The sequence below is a fragment of the Virgibacillus sp. FSP13 genome (assembly GCF_054048505.1).
This window is the reverse complement of the sequence record NZ_JBSVKG010000023.1, coordinates 1-15,769: the sequence shown is the minus strand read 5'-3', so window position 1 is coordinate 15,769 and position 15,769 is coordinate 1. Positions and strand designations below refer to the sequence as shown.

Sequence of the window (15,769 nt, the reverse complement as noted above, 5' to 3'; positions counted from 1 at the left end):
AATTGTTGCTATTTACGCCACCGCTACCCGAGTACAATTCACGCACCTTATGGTGACATGCGAGCATTTTCTCATAAGGTGTAACAATAGGTCTGACGAAAAAACATTTATCGCCAGACCTACATTCCCGTTATTCACATTTCTTTTGGGTTGCTTTATTTAGTATTGCATTAACGTTAATACATCATAGCCATCAAGTTTATCACGGCCATTCAAATATGATAGTTCAATTAAAAATGCACAACCCACAACAATACCACCAAGCTCTTCCACTAGTTTAATTGTTGCCTCTATTGTACCACCAGTGGCAAGTAAATCATCAGTAATTAATACACGTTGTCCCGGTTTGATTGCATCTTTATGAATTGTCAGGATATTTTTACCGTATTCTAAACCATAATCAACTTTAATAACTTCCCGTGGTAATTTACCTTCCTTACGTACAGGTGCAAACCCAATCTCAAGTGCATAGGATACCGGACAGCCAATTATAAAGCCTCTTGCCTCAGGCCCAACAATAATATCAATGTCTTTTTCTTTCGCAAACTCCACTATTTCATCTACTGCCGATTTAAAAGCCTTACCATTGTCCATTAACGGGGTAATATCTTTAAATTGAATTCCTTCTTTTGGCCAATCCTCAACTATTTTAATATAGTTTTTATAATCCATAGATAATCTCTTCCTCCTTGGGTGCTTCCACATCTTCTTTACATGATGAAAACCACTCTTTTAGTTCTTTATAATTCGAATAGTATAGTACTTTCTCGATGTCAGCTTGTCTCAATCGTTGCTGGTATAATCCCGAATCTTGTAAATCATGTTTGACAGGATTAGGATTTAATTGTATAACACCGTTCTCTATTTTAACAAATCCCAATTCAAAAAACACGTTAGACATAAAGAGTATTCGATCTTTCGTCCAGCCTCTGGCATTCATTAACAGATTCATTTCTTGATTCAAATCAATTACTTTCCGTGTACGGATTAGTGCATAAAGCCATTTAAAATCATTTCTTGTCGGAAAAACTTGCATATACGTGCTATCCTCTACATAGAAACATGCATGTATACATGATGGGTTAGTTTTCTTAATAATAGTCTGTAATTGATCAAGCTGAGGTGGTAGTTCAAATAAAAATAGTGATTCAACTTTACCTAGAGCAGCAGGGTCCGTTTCATAATCAATAGTGGATGCCTGCTGTGGGACACGATCTGAATCCTGACTACAAACGACTAAGTCTGCCCTGGAATCTGTTATAAAAGGTGCTATATCTACCTGTTTTTTTCCTCGATGATCAAATAACTGCCATTCATCAATCCGGAGATCCTGGATAACAATCTGCGGCTTTCGAATTCCATTCCACTCATTAATCCCAATTTCGCCAACAAGTGATACGTGCGTTTGTTTTGAAATATGGGTATATAAATCACCTAATCCAAATCCAATACCATCCAGTTGTGCGGTTTCCTGTTTGAATTGCATTTTAAGATGCTTCTTATTATTTCCAAGTTGCCGAATCTCGGTTGGAATTTGCTTAATATGAAAAATTGGTTTTGGATTTGCCATCCCAAACGGTGCTAATTGCCTAATTTCATCAATTAAAGCTTCATTAACTTCAGGAACGCCGAGTGTTTTACTAATTTGAATTTCTTGTTTAAAGTCTTCCTCAGTAAGTTGTTGCTCGATTAATTTGTTTAGTTCATCTTGCAGCAATGGTACATTATCGATTGATAACGTCATCCCTGCAGCCTGTGCATGTCCACCAAAATGGGTAAATAGGTTTCTGACCTGCATACAGTTTTTAAACAAATCGAATTTAGGGATACTACGAGCTGACCCTTTTACCTGTGTTTTATCTGAATTAATGGCTAATACGATTGCCGGCCGATCATATTTTCGGACTAGTCTCGAGGCAACAATGCCGAGGACTCCCTCATTCCAACCTTCTTTTGCAACAATAATTACCCCATTTTCAGGTTGAACCATTTTTTCCGCTTCTTTGACGATATTGGCGACAATCTGTTTACGCTCCTCGTTCAATTGCTGGACCATTTGTGCTAACTGTTCCGCTTCTTCTTGGTCTTCTGTCAGCAATAATTGGACAGCTAAATCAGCATCTTGCAATCGCCCGACAGCATTCAGTCGTGGACCGATCAGAAATCCAATATCTTCCTCGGTAACATTTCCTTCGATTTTACAGATTTTTTTTAACGCCCTTAGCCCATATCTATTAGTGGTTGTCAGTTTCTGTAATCCAAAATAAGCTAGGATTCGATTCTCACTAACAAGCGGGACCAAGTCGGCAATGGTACCGATCGCCACTAAATCTAATAATTTCTCAGGAAAATAACCTAGTAAATGTTCGGCAAACTTAAACGCCACCCCAACTCCAGCAAGTTCCTGAAACAAATAGTCTGGTGAGCATTTGGGATGAACAATTGCCAATGCATCAGGTAATCGTTCTTGCGGCTCATGGTGATCGGTAATAATCAAATCAAGGCCGAGTTCTTTAGCGACTTCAGCTTCTTGAACAGCAGCAATACCATTATCAACGGTAATAATTAATCGAAACCCATCTGCATATGCTTGTCTAAATGCTGCTTCATTCGGTCCGTATCCTTCAGTAAACCGATTGGGAATATAATAATCACAGTCAGCTCCTAATTCTTGCAATGCTGTTAACAAAACTGTAGTTGAGCTTACCCCATCAGCGTCATAATCTCCATAAACAAGGATTTTCTCGTTTTGCTCAATTGCCTTATGTACACGTGCAGATGCTATATCAATCGATGCGAGTCTACCCGGATTTTGTAAATTTGTCAGATCGGGCGATAGAAATTCTGCTGCAGCCTTTGCTGTTGTTATTCCTCGTTGTAATAAAAGCTCTTGCATCACAGGGGACAACGTTATCGCATCGTCCATCCATCGCACTGTCTCATCTTGTATTGTCGTAAATTTCCATGTTGCTTTACTTTGTAACATAAATTCACCCCTGACTAATCTATTATACACACATCAAGTCAAGGGTAGCAATTAGAATTTATTTTGTTTGGTTTCCTTCATCATTTTTAGTAGGCTTTGTTTTTTCTTGCGTTTGCTTTTTCAACTTATCTGCTAATCCGTTTTTAACTAACAGATCATGCATTTTTTTATTACGATCCTTTAATGTACGGATTTCACGTTGCAGACGGAACATTCTCACTACACCAACAGCTGCTGTTATGATTCCTCCCATTAATACAGAAAATAAAATAACCAAAATAAGTGGTGCCTCACCTGACCAGAACAAATAATTCACTTCAACCACATCGACGTTGGTCACTGCGAACACAGCTACAACGATGACAAAAATGATAGCCAGAATTACATATGTTTGTCCTCGCATGAACAGCCTCCTTTCCCCTATTTTAAATTTCCCCGATATTTAGAAAACAAACCCTTGCTACAAACTTGTAACAAGGGTTTTCTTATTTAAACTTGTGGTCCTTCCGTCCGTTTTTTCTTAGCAAATTCAACTGGTTTTTTCTTAATCATTTTCCCGCGCCAAACTAACCATAGCTGGGAAGCAAGAAATAATGATGAATATGTTCCCGCTATAAGCCCTACCGTTAAGGCAATAGCAAAACCAGTTATCGATTCTGCACCTAAGAATAAGAATGCTAAAACGGCAATGAGCGTTGTCACCGTTGTATTAATGCTGCGTGTTAATGTTTGTACCAAGCTCCTATTCACAACTTTAGCAAGTTCTTTAAAAGACTTGACTCGTTTTTTCTTCTGTAAGTTTTCCCTAATTCGGTCAAAGGTTACAATCGTATCATTTATCGAATAACCGATAATGGTGAGTATTGCGGCAACGATTGTCACATCAAACTCGATTCTAGTAAAACTAAAGATGGCTAAAACGAAAAATGCATCATGGATTAACGCAATAATCGCTGTAATAGCAAAGAAAAACTCAAAACGAAATGCTACATAAATAATCATCCCGATGGAGGCAATTCCGAGTGCATACAACGCGTTTTTAACCAATTCCTGCCCGACAATTGGCGATACAACACTTACACTTGGCTCAATACCATATTTATCGTTGAAATACGATTTAAGTTCAGCAATTTTATCCTTATTTATGACCTCATCATAACGTACAACAGCAACATTTTGGTTATCACCAGAAAGAACAACTTCCTCTTTTAAATCCAACTCTTCTAAACTTTTCTCTACTTCTTCTGTTGTCAAACTATGATCGGCCATGATTTGAACACGTGATCCATGTGTAAAATCGATCCCAGGATTCAACTGGAAAATCAAAAATGAAACAATCCCTAAAAGAACCATTATAGAAGAGGCGACAAAGAATTTTTTTCGATGCCCTACTATATTGACTTCACGATTAAAGACTTTAGGTTCTACTTCTGTTGGGTCCTTAATATCTTTAATGTCACGTTTCTTCACACCAAACCAGCCTGGTCTGTTTTTCAGGAATTTGGTTTTTATCCATAATTGTAATAATAATCGAGATCCATAAACCGCTGTTAAAAAGCTGACCACGATACTAAGGATCAACATGGTCGCAAACCCTTTTATTGAGCTTGTACCGAAAATAAATAACACAGCAGCAGCTAATATTGTTGTGATATTGGCATCGACGATCGCTCGTAGTGAATTGCTTGTACCTGCCTTAAATGCCGCCTGTAGTGATTTACCTTCTCGTAATTCTTCTTTAATTCTCTCAAATGTAATAACGTTCGCATCAACAGCCATACCAACACCAAGTATCAAGGCAGCAATTCCTGGTAATGTCAGCACACCATTCATCAATTCAAAAAACAGTAGTATTAAGTAAATATAAATACTTAAATTGATGGCAGCAATAAATCCTGGAAAACGGTAAACAGCAATAATAAATAAAAAGATAATGCTTACACCAACTATCCCAGCAAACACCGTTTTATTTAATGCTTGTTCCCCAAATTGTGCACCAACAGATGTGGAGTATTTTTCTGTTAAATTAACAGGTAGTGAACCTGAGTTGATAATATCCGCTAACCGTTGTGCCGATTCGACTGTAAAATTACCCTCTATCATAACGTCTGACGTATTCAGTGTCTTTGAAACTGCAGGTGAGGAAATATATTTTGGTTCTTCTTTTTTCGTTTCCTCAGCAAATGAATCCCCTTTTTGGTAATCCATCCAAATAACAAGCAAGTTATCTTGATATGGAGTTTCAGGGTCTTGCATTTGTTTAATTTTACTTGTTACTTCCCCGAATTTAGACGCATCTTTTAATGATAACGTGACAATAGGTTGTTTTGTGTCTGGATGAAAGTCTTGCTTAGCACTTCCTTCCTTAACATCTGCCCCATTGAGTAATTCATTATCATTTACGTCGCGAAAAGAAAGGCGAGCGGATGTGGATAACATTTCTCTCGCTTCATTTTGGTCTTTAACACCGGCAAGCTGTACACGGATTCGATTAGGATCTTCAATGTCAATGTTAGCTTCACTAATACCAAGTCGATTGACACGTTCATTTAACGTACGTACAGTTGCCTCAAGTAACTCGCGATTGACCTCTTGATCTTCGTTAACGGGTTCAACATCATATAAAACTTCGAATCCCCCTTGAAGATCCAATCCTAAATTTATGTCTTTTGTAATTCCAGTTATCGTTGTCCCGATCGTTCCTGCGAACAATAATACAATCAAGAAAAAGGCAACGATTTTGCCTCTGTTTTTCATCTACCAAATGCCTCCCTTTTTCCACTTAAACATTATGTAAATTGTTACTCATCTATTGACTGCTTATCCCCGGTCAATGCAGCAATAGACGCTATTAAATCATCATCTTGGTAGGCACTCACCGTTAAATAACTCATGTATACATTTGATGCAAGATGAAAAATATCCTGCGTTACTTCATATAAACGTTTTGACGGATTACCTTTCCAAACTTTTTGCACTAAACAATTCCAAATGTCGTCATTTGTTGCCTGTGAATACCCCAATAATTTCAATTCACTTGTTTTACTATCTAAAGCAGGTTTCAAAAGCGTTTTCCAATCATCAACATTCCGCACAATCTCCAAGTTCTTCCCCCCTGTTAGCACGCAGAAGTTTAAATTCTGTTTCTTGTCATGCTTGGCCAACTGAATTGCATATATATCATTGTATACGAAATTTTATTTTTTGAGAAGGCAGGTCGTACGAAATGACCAAACAAACATTTCTACAAGGTACACTAATATTAATTGCTGCAGGCATGATTTCCCGTTTTTTAGGTTTTATTAACCGAATGGTACTCGCCCGTTTCATGGGCGAAGAAGGTGTTGGTCTTTATATGATGGCACTGCCAACACTATTTCTCATTATGACATTAACACAACTAGGTTTGCCAGTGGCCATATCCAAACGAGTTGCGGAAGCGGAAGCGCGAAATGACCGGGTAAAAGTTAAAAAGATTCTTGTTGTCTCTTTAATTGTTACCGCAATATCCAGTATTTTTTTCACGATTGGAATGATTATAGCAGCACCATTTATTGCATCATTAACTGATGAGCGTACATTATTACCATTAATAGCCATAAGTCCAATTATTCCCATTACTGCAATTTCATCGATTCTGAGAGGGTATTTTCAGGGTAAACAAAATATGAAGCCACAAAGTTATACCCTCGTAATCGAGCAAGTAGTACGGATCACCAGTGTTGCTTTATTCGTTAAACTATTACTCCCGTATGGTGTTGAGTATGCTGCTGCAGGTGCAATGTTTAGTGTGATTCTGGGCGAATTCATCTCCTTGCTCGTTATGATTCAAATTTTTAAACATAAAAAAAATATAACGATCCGCTATCGATTTTTCAACTATTTAAAATCAAGTAAGGATACATTAAAAGAATTGTTTTCTATTGCCCTACCAAGTACAGGCAGTCGATTAATAAGTTCATTTTCTAACTTTTTGGAACCAATATTAGTTGCTCAAAGCCTGGCAATCGCCGGTATTTCAAGCAGTTTAGCTACAAAGCAATATGGAGAACTAACGGGATTCGCTCTACCACTCTTATTTTTACCAACTTTTATTACGCAATCCCTATCAATTGCTTTAGTTCCATCTATATCTGAAGCAGAAGCAAATAAACATAACCAGTTAATCCACTACCGGATCCATCAATCCATTCGTATCTCATTCGCTTCGGGAGCGATTGCAACGATTGTCCTGACACTTTTTTCAGTTCCGATTTTAACATATATGTATGGAACAGGAAATGCAAGCAAATTCCTAGTGCTTATGGCCCCCTTTTACCTGTTGCTTTACATTCAGGCCCCACTGCAATCTGCATTACAGGCACTGGATTTAGCAAAACCAGCTATGTGGAATAGCTTGATTGGTGCACTATGTAAATTTACCGTACTTATTTTGCTAGCATCAAATCCAAAGTTTGGTATCATGGGGGCAGCAATTGCAATGTCTGCCAGTGTTGTATTGGTAACATTGCTGCATCTTGCGGCACTGCACAAAGAAATACGTTACTCAATTCCATTGAAAGACATTACAAAAATGATCCTCTTATTAGTCATTACCTGGTTCATTGGAAACTTCTTAAAAAACATATATGGTTTAATGGACACAAACATCTTTGTCTTTATTACCATCTTAGCTATCTTAACAGGTATTTACATCATACTATTATTTGGATTAAGATTCATCACAAAAGCAGAATTAAAGCAAATTCCTATTCTACAAAAATGGATTTAAAAAATAACCTGCCGTGGTGGTTTAAACCAATACGGCAGGTTATTTGATGGGATCATTCTCAGGGACTGTTTTATAAAGGTGCTATTCGTATTGTTTGTTGCTCTTTAAATTTCGTAGTTGATAGAAAATGCGACGTAACTTTAGCGTGACTTCCCCCCCTTCTATATAAGATGAGTGCTAATCCAGCGCTGCGGAAAAATACTCGCTTTCCATGGGGAACGCTTCAGCCTCCTCGGAAGAAAACCACTTCCTTTGGTGTCTTCAGACTGTTCCTTTTTCCATAGGACTTGAAAAGACATCCTTGAATCTTCACCGCACGAAGAAAATGTGTTTTTCATTTTCGAGGAGTCTCGCATTTTTCCGCAGCTTGGAATAGCTTTCTGTTCAAGTGATAAGAACTCCTCGATACGTTGATTTTATGGGATTATATCCATTTGATAATCAGAAAGACTCTAACAGCGTAGGCAGAATACGTAGACTCCTGCGGGAACAGCACGTGTCTGAAGACCCCGCAGCGGTGTTTTTTCCGCGAGGCGGCTGAAGCCGTGCCCGCGGAAAGCGCTTTATAATAGATTGTTGCTTTAGGTGCTTAAGAAACTGTTAAATGCTGTGAGCAGTTGTAATACACGTAGATTCCTTGAAAATACAGATCCATTTTCTGTGTGCAATGCTAACGATGCCGAAACATCCCTTGTCCTGCGGTAACTATGATTCCGGAATAGCAACAATCCATACGATCAAAGCCTTTTCTAAAGTGATCACCAGTCAAGTTTTTCAAAAGGCTTGTCCCGAATATGGAATTAGATAGCGTATATAGATGTAAATCGATGAAATGATAAGTGAGAATAACACAAAAGGGATACCATAAAGCATAAAACGGATAAATGGGACTTTTTCATTTGCCCCTTCTGCTAGACCTGCTACTACAACATTTGCAGATGCACCAACTAATGTTGCATTCCCACCCAAACAAGCTCCTAAAGCAAGTGACCACCATATTGGATCCAAATAAACAAGACCATAACTTTCAAACTCTTGGACAACTGGAATCATTGCAGCAACAAATGGAATATTATCAACAATTCCAGAAAACAATCCAGCAGCCCACAAAACGAAAATGGCTGTTTTTGAAAAATCTCCATCCGTGGTCAAGATAATTGCTCTTGCCAGTTCATCAATTATCCCAACCTCCTGCAATCCGCCAACAAGGGCGAAAAGTCCAATGAAAAAGAACAGTGTAACCCATTCTACTCTTTCAAATACTTGTTCGGTAGCTATTTCCTTCTCTGTTAAGAGTAATAACAAAAGTGCCCCAGATAACGCAATCGCTGTTAATTCAATGTGTAGTAGCGATTGCATTAAAAAACCTATTATCGTCAGCCCTAGTACAATAATCGACTTATATAACATGGGCGTTTTGATTAACTGAGCAGTGGCATCAATATTTTCAAGTTTTGATTCATTTATGTTATCCACTTGTAAAGTTCTACGGAATAATAAAACGATGGATGCTAACATAACCGAAAACACAATCAAAGTTAGTGGTGCCAAATGAGTTATAAAAGATAAAAAGGTTAGATGATCAACAGCTTGACCGATCATAATATTTGGCGGATCTCCAATAAGGGTTGCAGCCCCACCTATATTCGAGCTAAAGATGATTGCCAATAAATATGGGAATGATGGAAGGTTTAATAATTTTGTTATTTTTAAAATAATCGGTACAAAAATTAACACCGTTGTAACATTATCCAGTAAAGCTGAGCCTATCGCCGTTAAAATACTCGCTCCAACTAACAACGGAATAGGTTTACCTCGTATCCGTTGAGCAAAACGAATGGCAATGAATGAAAATAATCCAGTTTTCTCTGTTATCGAAATAAGTACCATCATGGAGAACAATAAAGCGATTGTATTCCAATCAATATAATTCATAAAGACATCGTCAGCTGAATATATTCCACTTACTAACAGCAATACACCACCAAATAAGGCTATTACAGCCCGATTGATTTTCTCTGTCATAATGAAAGCATAACTAACAATAAAAATTATGGAAGCAAGTACAACATCCATATACACCATCCCCCAAACCAGCATTTATCCTAGTAGAGTATATGATAAAAGTGACTTTTAAATATCCTCTCCTAAGAATATATGCAGGGAAAAGAAAAATATTTTCCGTCTATTTTTAAATCATGTGAATAAAATGACAATGACTGGACAATCAGGGGGGAGGAGAGAATATCATGAAAAAACAGCAATTTATAGCTTTATTGTATGGCTGGATCGTAATACTCGGTCTAATCCTTCTAACTAGTTTTGTGTTAGGATTGTTGCTTCGGTTTACTAGTATGGACGAAACAACATTGTCATGGGTATCGCTTGCAGTTGGATTAATCGCTTTATTTATTGGTGGGATCGTCGCTGGAGTTAAAGGAAAGAAAAAAGGCTGGGTTATCGGTGCTGTAACCGGCTTAGGATTTACACTTTTTACATTTTTAGTCCAATATTTAGGCTATCAGCAAACATTCTCATTAGAACAGTCCTTACATCATGCAGGCTTTGTAGCAGCAGCACTTGTCGGAGGGGTAATTGGTGTAAATATTTTTGTCGCTGATAAAAAATGATGAATGATAGAAACGAAAAAAGCGCAGCGTAATTCGCCTGCGCTTTTTTCGTTTCTATGTATAAGTGAAATTGTCTATCTACCACAGGTGGTTTAAGCAACAGACAGAAAGCAATCAGTCTATTGCTTATCCTCTGACACTATTTATACATATAATTTAACTAGTTGTTTTCACTTCACGAATCGCTGAGCGGTCAAATGTCAGCTTTGTACCGTCACCTGATTCCACAACAATGATGTTTTCATCAATTTGGTGTATCGAGCCATGAAATCCACCAATTGTCACAACATTATCTCCCTTTTTCAAATCTGATTGCATTTGCCTAACTTGCTTTTGTCGTTTTTGTTGCGGACGAATGAGCAAGAAATAGAAAATAACAAACATTAAAATGATTGGTGATAATTGAATAAGCATGTCCACTATGAATTCCCCCTTTCCTTAAAAGTTTTTTGCATTCGGTTGATTAAAACCATATTGTTCAAAGAATGCTTCCTTAAAATCGCCAAGTCGATCCTCGCTTATCGCTGTTCGTACTTGCTCCATTAAGTTTAACAGAAAATATAAATTATGGTAAGTAGTTAGCCTAAATCCAAATGTTTCATTGCATTTAATTAAGTGACGGATGTATGCACGTGAATAATTTTTACATACATGACAGTCACATTTTTCATCGATTGGACTAAAGTCACGCGCGTACTTAGCGTTTCTTACCACAAGTCTTCCGTTAGATGTCATGCACGTCCCATTTCGAGCAATTCGTGTTGGTAGAACACAATCAAACATGTCAACACCGCGGATTGCGCCATCAATTAAAGAATCCGGTGACCCTACCCCCATCAAATACCTTGGCTTATCGCTTGGCAAAAGTGGTGTAGTAAATTCCAACATCCGATTCATAATCTCTTTTGGCTCTCCAACAGATAAGCCACCAATCGCGTACCCAGGAAAATCCAATGATGTTAAATCCTGTGCACTTTGTTTTCTCAGATCCTCATATTCGCCACCTTGGATAATTCCAAATAAGCCCTGTTCATTTTTACGTCCGTGTGCTTGGAGACAACGTTCTGCCCAGCGTGATGTTCGCTCAACAGATGTTTTCATGTAGTCATAGGTTGCCGGGTATGGTGGACACTCATCGAACGCCATCATAATATCTGAACCAAGGGCATTTTGAATCTGCATCGATTTTTCTGGTGACAAAAACAATTTTTCCCCATTTAAATGATTACGAAAATGAACCCCTTCTTCTTTAATTTTACGCATATCACTTAAACTAAATACTTGGAATCCACCCGAATCAGTTAAAATTGCCCCATCCCAGTTCATAAATTTATGTAATCCACCAGCTTCTTGAATGATATCCTCACCGGGACGTAACCACAAATGGTACGTGTTGGATAGAATAATCTTAGCATTCATCTCCGTAAGTTCTTCTGGGCTCATCGTTTTTACCGTTGCAAGTGTACCAACAGGCATAAACGTTGGCGTATCAAACGAACCATGTGGTGTATGCACCTTTCCGAGTCTTGCACCCGTTTGTTTACATGTTTTAATTAATTCATATGTTATTGGTTGCATTTTCATTCGTTCCTCTTCTATATGATTAGCATCGCATCACCAAAACTAAAAAAGCGATACCGTTCTTTCACAGCTTCATTGTATGCCCGTAAAATCGTTTCTCGGTCTGCCAAAGCACTTACCATCATAATTAAAGTGGACTTTGGTAAGTGAAAATTCGTAATTAAGCCATCAATAGCCTGAAACGTATAAGGTGGATAAATAAAAATATCTGTCCAGCCACTGGCCTCAACGAACTCTCCATTATTATCACGAACAATTGTCTCAAGAGTACGCGTTGATGTCGTGCCAACCGAAATGATTCTACCATTATTCTTCCGGATATTTGTAAGCGTCTCTGCAGTTTCCTTTGTCATATGATAAAATTCGGAATGCATTTTATGATCATCAATATTGTCTACACTCACAGGGCGGAATGTGCCTAATCCAACATGCAACGTTATAAACGCAATGGTTACACCCATAGCACGTATTTCATCCAATAGATCATTGGTAAAATGCAAACCTGCTGTAGGAGCCGCTGCAGATCCTTCTTCCTTCGCATACACCGTTTGATAACGTTCTTTTTCTGGTAATTGTTCTTTAATATACGGTGGTAATGGCATTTCACCTAATTCGTCTAAAACTTCATAAAAGATCCCTTCATAGTGAAATTCAAGAATCCGTCCGCCATGGTCCAATATATCCTTACACGTTGCCTTCAGCTTACCATCACCAAAAATAAGCTCTGTGCCAATTTTAATTTTTTTGGCTGGTTTTGCAAGTACTTCCCAATTGTCTTCTTCCTGCTGATGCAAAAGCAATATTTCAATCTTTGCTCCAGTGTCCTCTTTGATGCCATACAATCTGGCAGGTAGTACCCGTGTATCATTTAATACCAAACAGTCACCTTTATTTAGATACTGTTTTATATCGAGAAAATGTTTATGGTCTATCTTATTCTTGTCACGATCCAATACTAATAATCGTGAGGCTGTCCGGTCTTTTAACGGTGTTTGCGCAATTAATTCCTCTGGTAAGTCAAAATCAAAATCTTCTATATTCATGATGTGTCTCCTTACTATACGTTAACGAAATTTTCCTAGCACATAAAAAATTAATGATAAAATTATACTGACCACAATCGATGTCATAATTGGAAAATGAAATGAGAAGTTCCCTTTTTTGAAGCTAATATCTCCAGGTAGTCTTCCGATAAATGTCCAAATTATGCCAATAATAACAAATGCGATCCCCAAAACAATGAAGAGTTTGCCAATACTCATTCCATTTCTTTCCCTTTCAAGCCAAAATGCTGATAGGCCTTCTGTGTTACGATCCTACCTCTTGGTGTACGTTGAATAAAACCAATTTGTAGTAAATATGGTTCATATACATCTTCAATTGTCTGAGACTCTTCACCGATTGTTGCTGCAATTGTATCCAACCCAACCGGACCACCTTGAAATCCTTCAATAATACCTTTTAACAGTTTATGATCAATATGGTCTAACCCTGCATCATCTACCTGTAACATTTGTAGAGCAAGTTGCGTTGTCTCCAGACTAATCGCTACTTCACCTTTAACTTGAGAAATATCACGAATTCGTTTTAGCAATCGATTGGCAATACGTGGTGTTCCCCTTGATCGTCTAGCCACTTCTACAGCCGCATCATTCGTAATGGTTGTTTGAAATATCTCTGCAGTACGTTCGACAATGGAACATAAAGCGTCTGTATCATAATATTCCAAGCGGCTTAGGACTCCAAATCGATCGCGTAATGGCGCGGATAAAAGACCTGCCCTTGTTGTTGCTCCAACTAATGTGAATGGCGGTAAGTCAATGCGAACAGACCTCGCACTTGGTCCTGTGCCAATGACGATATCAATAAAAAAGTCCTCCATCGCAGCGTATAGCACTTCTTCTACTGATCTCGGCAAGCGATGGACCTCATCGATAAACAACACATCACCAGGCTCTAACGAAGAAAGGATTGCCGCAAGATCACCGGCCCGTTCGATTGCCGGGCCTGAAGTAGAGCGAAATTGAACACCCATTTCATTCGCGATAATTGCTGCAAGCGTTGTTTTTCCCAACCCTGGTGGACCGTATAGTAAAACATGATCAAGTGGCTCTTCTCGCATTTTTGCCGCTTGAATGAAAATTCTCAGATTGTCTTTTACTTTTTGTTGACCAATATATTGATTTAAAGTTGTGGGGCGAAGACTAAGCTCAACAGTCGAATCTTCTGCTTGTAATTCACCTGTAACCATGCGCTCATCCATCCTATAATCCCCCTAGTTTTTCACCAATAATCCTAATGCTTTACGAATGATTTCATCGGTATTCTCAATCGCTTCATTTTGTAATTTTGGCATTATCGCTTTTATTTCCCGATCAGAATATCCTAATGTTTTTAATGCTTCTTGCGCCTCTTGCATCTCTTGATTGTTTGAGGCTGTTTTACTCGTTTCTGTGATTTCCGGCTGTGCTTCCAGCGAAAGCATCGTTGTTAATTTTCCTTTTAGATCTAATATTACCTGTCTTGCTGTTTTTTTACCGATTCCAGGAAAGCTAGTTAAAAATTTGTCATCCTCACGTTCGACCGCTGCAATAAAATCCCCAACATTAACGGATCCCAAAATTGCTAACGCTCCTTTAGGTCCGATGCCAGACACTTGCAGTAACTTCGTAAAAAGTGCTTTCTCATCTTGGTGTTTAAATCCATATAATACTTGTGCATCCTCACGAACGTGATGGTAGGTATAGATAAGTGTTTCCTGATTTAGTAATGTCTGAAATACAAAAGGATTGGCACACATTATTTCGTACCCAACCCCTTGAACATCCATTATAACAGAATCATCATGTATATATGTAACAATACCTTTTATATATGCAATCATGCGACCTTCTCCTTTTACAGTCCTTACACTATTCTAACACATCTATACCTAATGCAAATTAAAAAACACCAATTTGTTTCTTATAATTGGTGTTTTTAATTTGCGTTGTTCTATAAAACATTAATCTGTTTCTTCCAAGTTATGATGTATGTCCTGAACGTCCTCATTATCCTCTAAAGCATCTATTAAATTCATCATTTTCTCTTGATCTTCTTCGGGTAGTGTATTATACGTTTGTGGAAATAGTGTAATCTCTGCATCTGCTAATTCATAGTCATTATTGCGCAGGTAATCACAAACAGCATCATAATTTTCAGGTGTAGTGTATATTTCATATGCACCCTCTTCAACAACAATATCATCAGCACCTGCTTCAATTGCTTCTAAGGTAATGGCGTCTTCATCGATCGATCCATCTTCATTTTCGATTACAATGTAACCCTTACGATCGAACATGAAAGATACACTTCCATTCTCACCAAGATTACCACCGTTTTTCTTAAAGGCATGACGAACTTCTGCTGCGGTTCTATTTTTGTTATCTGTTAAAATGTTTACAATAACTGCTACTCCACCAGGACCATAACCTTCATACGTAATTTCCTCATAGTTGGCACCATCAAGCGTTCCGGTTGCCTTTTTAATGGCGCGATCAATATTATCATTCGGCATATTGTCTGCCTTTGCTTTATCTATTGTCAAGCGTAGTGTAGCATTTGTAGTTGGATCCCCACCACCTGCTTTTGCAGCCAAATAAATATCTTTCGCATGGCGCATGAAAATTTTTCCCTTTTTCGCATCCTGAGCATTTTTTCTTCGTTGTATATTTTTCCACTTAGAATGACCAGCCATAGGACATTCTCCTCTCTAGAAATTTCCTTTTTTACTATATCAAAAATCGAACTATTTATAAAGTC

The 15,769-nt window shown here is 38.0% G+C and carries 15 protein-coding genes; 2 read left to right on the top strand and 13 right to left on the bottom strand.

Features of this window, described 5'->3' with window-relative positions:
• Positions 1-159: 159 nt before the first annotated feature.
• The 5 genes from ACW2QC_RS16095 to ACW2QC_RS16075 all read right to left on the bottom strand — a co-directional run bounded on the left by ACW2QC_RS16095 (position 160) and on the right by ACW2QC_RS16075 (position 6,090).
• Positions 160-672, bottom strand: a complete 513-nt coding sequence (locus ACW2QC_RS16095) for an adenine phosphoribosyltransferase (RefSeq protein ID WP_457544964.1) — start codon at positions 670-672, stop codon at positions 160-162.
• Positions 662-2,986 (bottom strand): single-stranded-DNA-specific exonuclease RecJ, encoded by a 2,325-nt coding sequence (gene recJ / locus ACW2QC_RS16090; protein WP_457544963.1) that lies wholly within the window; start codon positions 2,984-2,986, stop codon positions 662-664. The genes ACW2QC_RS16095 and recJ overlap by 11 nt, the downstream gene beginning before the upstream one ends.
• Before the next feature lie 58 nt (positions 2,987-3,044).
• Positions 3,045-3,389 (bottom strand): LapA family protein, encoded by a 345-nt coding sequence (locus tag ACW2QC_RS16085; protein ID WP_457544962.1) that lies wholly within the window; start codon positions 3,387-3,389, stop codon positions 3,045-3,047.
• 86 nt (positions 3,390-3,475) lie between these two features.
• On the bottom strand, positions 3,476-5,743 hold the full coding sequence (gene secDF, locus ACW2QC_RS16080; protein ID WP_457544961.1) for a protein translocase subunit SecDF: 2,268 nt from the start codon (positions 5,741-5,743) through the stop codon (positions 3,476-3,478).
• Between the two features lie 44 nt (positions 5,744-5,787).
• Entirely contained in the window at positions 5,788-6,090 is a 303-nt protein-coding gene (locus ACW2QC_RS16075) for a post-transcriptional regulator (RefSeq protein WP_457544960.1), read from the bottom strand.
• A gap of 122 nt (positions 6,091-6,212) precedes the next feature.
• Here ACW2QC_RS16075 and spoVB point away from each other — a divergent pair, with 122 nt between their 5' ends.
• Positions 6,213-7,757: a stage V sporulation protein B gene (gene spoVB, locus ACW2QC_RS16070; RefSeq protein WP_457544959.1), complete on the top strand. Its 1,545-nt coding sequence runs from the start codon at positions 6,213-6,215 to the stop codon at positions 7,755-7,757.
• 774 nt (positions 7,758-8,531) lie between these two features.
• Here the strand turns inward: spoVB and ACW2QC_RS16065 are convergent.
• Positions 8,532-9,833, bottom strand: a complete 1,302-nt coding sequence (locus ACW2QC_RS16065; RefSeq protein WP_457544958.1) for an ArsB/NhaD family transporter — start codon at positions 9,831-9,833, stop codon at positions 8,532-8,534.
• Positions 9,834-10,006: 173 nt separating this feature from the next.
• Between ACW2QC_RS16065 and ACW2QC_RS16060 the strand changes: the two genes are divergently transcribed.
• Positions 10,007-10,387, top strand: a complete 381-nt coding sequence (locus tag ACW2QC_RS16060) for a TIGR04086 family membrane protein (RefSeq protein ID WP_457544957.1) — start codon at positions 10,007-10,009, stop codon at positions 10,385-10,387.
• Between the two features lie 156 nt (positions 10,388-10,543).
• On the opposite strand, the gene yajC is transcribed toward ACW2QC_RS16060, so the two are convergent.
• The 7 genes from yajC to ACW2QC_RS16025 all read right to left on the bottom strand — a co-directional run bounded on the left by yajC (position 10,544) and on the right by ACW2QC_RS16025 (position 15,704).
• A complete protein-coding gene (gene yajC, locus ACW2QC_RS16055) occupies positions 10,544-10,801 on the bottom strand; it encodes a preprotein translocase subunit YajC (protein ID WP_457545012.1) in 258 nt (85 codons plus the stop codon).
• Between the two features lie 24 nt (positions 10,802-10,825).
• Positions 10,826-11,965 carry a tRNA guanosine(34) transglycosylase Tgt gene (gene tgt, locus ACW2QC_RS16050; RefSeq protein WP_457545011.1) on the bottom strand — a complete coding sequence of 380 codons (1,140 nt, stop codon included), beginning with the start codon at positions 11,963-11,965 and terminating at the stop codon, positions 10,826-10,828.
• Between the two features lie 17 nt (positions 11,966-11,982).
• On the bottom strand, positions 11,983-13,011 hold the full coding sequence (gene queA, locus ACW2QC_RS16045) for a tRNA preQ1(34) S-adenosylmethionine ribosyltransferase-isomerase QueA (protein WP_457544956.1): 1,029 nt from the start codon (positions 13,009-13,011) through the stop codon (positions 11,983-11,985).
• Positions 13,012-13,032: 21 nt separating this feature from the next.
• Positions 13,033-13,230: a DUF2905 domain-containing protein gene (locus ACW2QC_RS16040; protein ID WP_457544955.1), complete on the bottom strand. Its 198-nt coding sequence runs from the start codon at positions 13,228-13,230 to the stop codon at positions 13,033-13,035.
• On the bottom strand, positions 13,227-14,231 hold the full coding sequence (ruvB, locus tag ACW2QC_RS16035) for a Holliday junction branch migration DNA helicase RuvB (RefSeq protein WP_457544954.1): 1,005 nt from the start codon (positions 14,229-14,231) through the stop codon (positions 13,227-13,229). Before ruvB ends, ACW2QC_RS16040 begins: the two co-directional genes overlap by 4 nt.
• A gap of 12 nt (positions 14,232-14,243) precedes the next feature.
• Complete coding sequence (ruvA, locus tag ACW2QC_RS16030) at positions 14,244-14,852, bottom strand: Holliday junction branch migration protein RuvA (RefSeq protein ID WP_457544953.1); 609 nt, start codon at positions 14,850-14,852, stop codon at positions 14,244-14,246.
• A 120-nt stretch (positions 14,853-14,972) separates the two neighbouring features.
• A complete protein-coding gene (locus ACW2QC_RS16025) occupies positions 14,973-15,704 on the bottom strand; it encodes a YebC/PmpR family DNA-binding transcriptional regulator (protein ID WP_457544952.1) in 732 nt (243 codons plus the stop codon).
• Positions 15,705-15,769: the final 65 nt, after the last annotated feature.

What these genes read in the sequence shown, in the direction of transcription:
- ACW2QC_RS16095 (WP_457544964.1), bottom strand. Translation starts at nt 672, where the DNA reads ATGGATTATAAAAACTATATTAAAATAGTTGAGGATTGGCCAAAAGAA.
- recJ (WP_457544963.1), bottom strand. Translation starts at nt 2,986, where the DNA reads ATGTTACAAAGTAAAGCAACATGGAAATTTACGACAATACAAGATGAG.
- ACW2QC_RS16085 (WP_457544962.1), bottom strand. Translation starts at nt 3,389, where the DNA reads ATGCGAGGACAAACATATGTAATTCTGGCTATCATTTTTGTCATCGTT.
- secDF (WP_457544961.1), bottom strand. Translation starts at nt 5,743, where the DNA reads ATGAAAAACAGAGGCAAAATCGTTGCCTTTTTCTTGATTGTATTATTG.
- spoVB (WP_457544959.1), top strand. Translation starts at nt 6,213, where the DNA reads ATGACCAAACAAACATTTCTACAAGGTACACTAATATTAATTGCTGCA.
- ACW2QC_RS16065 (WP_457544958.1), bottom strand. Translation starts at nt 9,833, where the DNA reads ATGGATGTTGTACTTGCTTCCATAATTTTTATTGTTAGTTATGCTTTC.
- ACW2QC_RS16060 (WP_457544957.1), top strand. Translation starts at nt 10,007, where the DNA reads ATGAAAAAACAGCAATTTATAGCTTTATTGTATGGCTGGATCGTAATA.
- yajC (WP_457545012.1), bottom strand. Translation starts at nt 10,801, where the DNA reads ATGCTTATTCAATTATCACCAATCATTTTAATGTTTGTTATTTTCTAT.
- tgt (WP_457545011.1), bottom strand. Translation starts at nt 11,965, where the DNA reads ATGCAACCAATAACATATGAATTAATTAAAACATGTAAACAAACGGGT.
- queA (WP_457544956.1), bottom strand. Translation starts at nt 13,011, where the DNA reads ATGAATATAGAAGATTTTGATTTTGACTTACCAGAGGAATTAATTGCG.
- ACW2QC_RS16040 (WP_457544955.1), bottom strand. Translation starts at nt 13,230, where the DNA reads ATGAGTATTGGCAAACTCTTCATTGTTTTGGGGATCGCATTTGTTATT.
- ruvB (WP_457544954.1), bottom strand. Translation starts at nt 14,231, where the DNA reads ATGGATGAGCGCATGGTTACAGGTGAATTACAAGCAGAAGATTCGACT.
- ruvA (WP_457544953.1), bottom strand. Translation starts at nt 14,852, where the DNA reads ATGATTGCATATATAAAAGGTATTGTTACATATATACATGATGATTCT.
- ACW2QC_RS16025 (WP_457544952.1), bottom strand. Translation starts at nt 15,704, where the DNA reads ATGGCTGGTCATTCTAAGTGGAAAAATATACAACGAAGAAAAAATGCT.